Here is a 590-nt window from a genome sequence, read left to right as displayed (position 1 = left end):
CCATGCGCCTGGAACCGGGTTTCTCTCAACAATACCTGCATTTCCTCGGTTCGGCCTATCTGGTGGCCGGTCAATACGAGGCGGCGGCAGCAGCCTTTCGCGAACGGATCCACCTTTCGCCGAAGACCGACCTTTCGCGTGCCTTCCTGGCAGCCACACTGGGTCACCTCGGTGAGGTCGACGAGGCCAGGCGCGTGTGGCAAGAGCTGAAAGACGTAAACCCGAAATATTCATTCGAGGGGCACCTGGCTCGCCTGCCGTTTCGGAACCAGGAATATGGAGACAGGATACGAGAGGGCGTGGCGAAGGCCGGGCTTACGGACTGAATGGTATCTCAGGGGCGAACGGGCGCGGCATTGAGATACCAATTCCCGGTTATGTCGCTCCTTTGGCCGTCCTGAACAAAGCGCAAATTTCCGCTGGCACAGCCCGACCGCTTTCTCCAGGCGGCCTTCCGCTCAGGCTCGCACGCTCACCGTAACCTAGCCGATATCCAGGCCGCGACGCGCTTCATCGCGGCCGCGGGCTTGGCGGACACATCGACATTGTGCAAAAAGCCGTGCCCCTCCCCCTCGACCACGTCGATAACG

The 590-nt window shown here is 61.2% G+C and carries 1 protein-coding gene; it reads left to right on the top strand.

Features of this window, described 5'->3' with window-relative positions; genetic code table 11:
* Positions 1-326: tetratricopeptide repeat protein (locus AC1D0P_RS27225; protein ID WP_477679580.1), on the top strand; the 326-nt coding region annotated here is incomplete at its 5' end.
* Positions 327-590: the final 264 nt, after the last annotated feature.

Source organism: Polaromonas sp. P1_G2, assembly GCF_056405515.1.
This window is presented reverse-complemented; position numbering and strand designations above follow the sequence as displayed.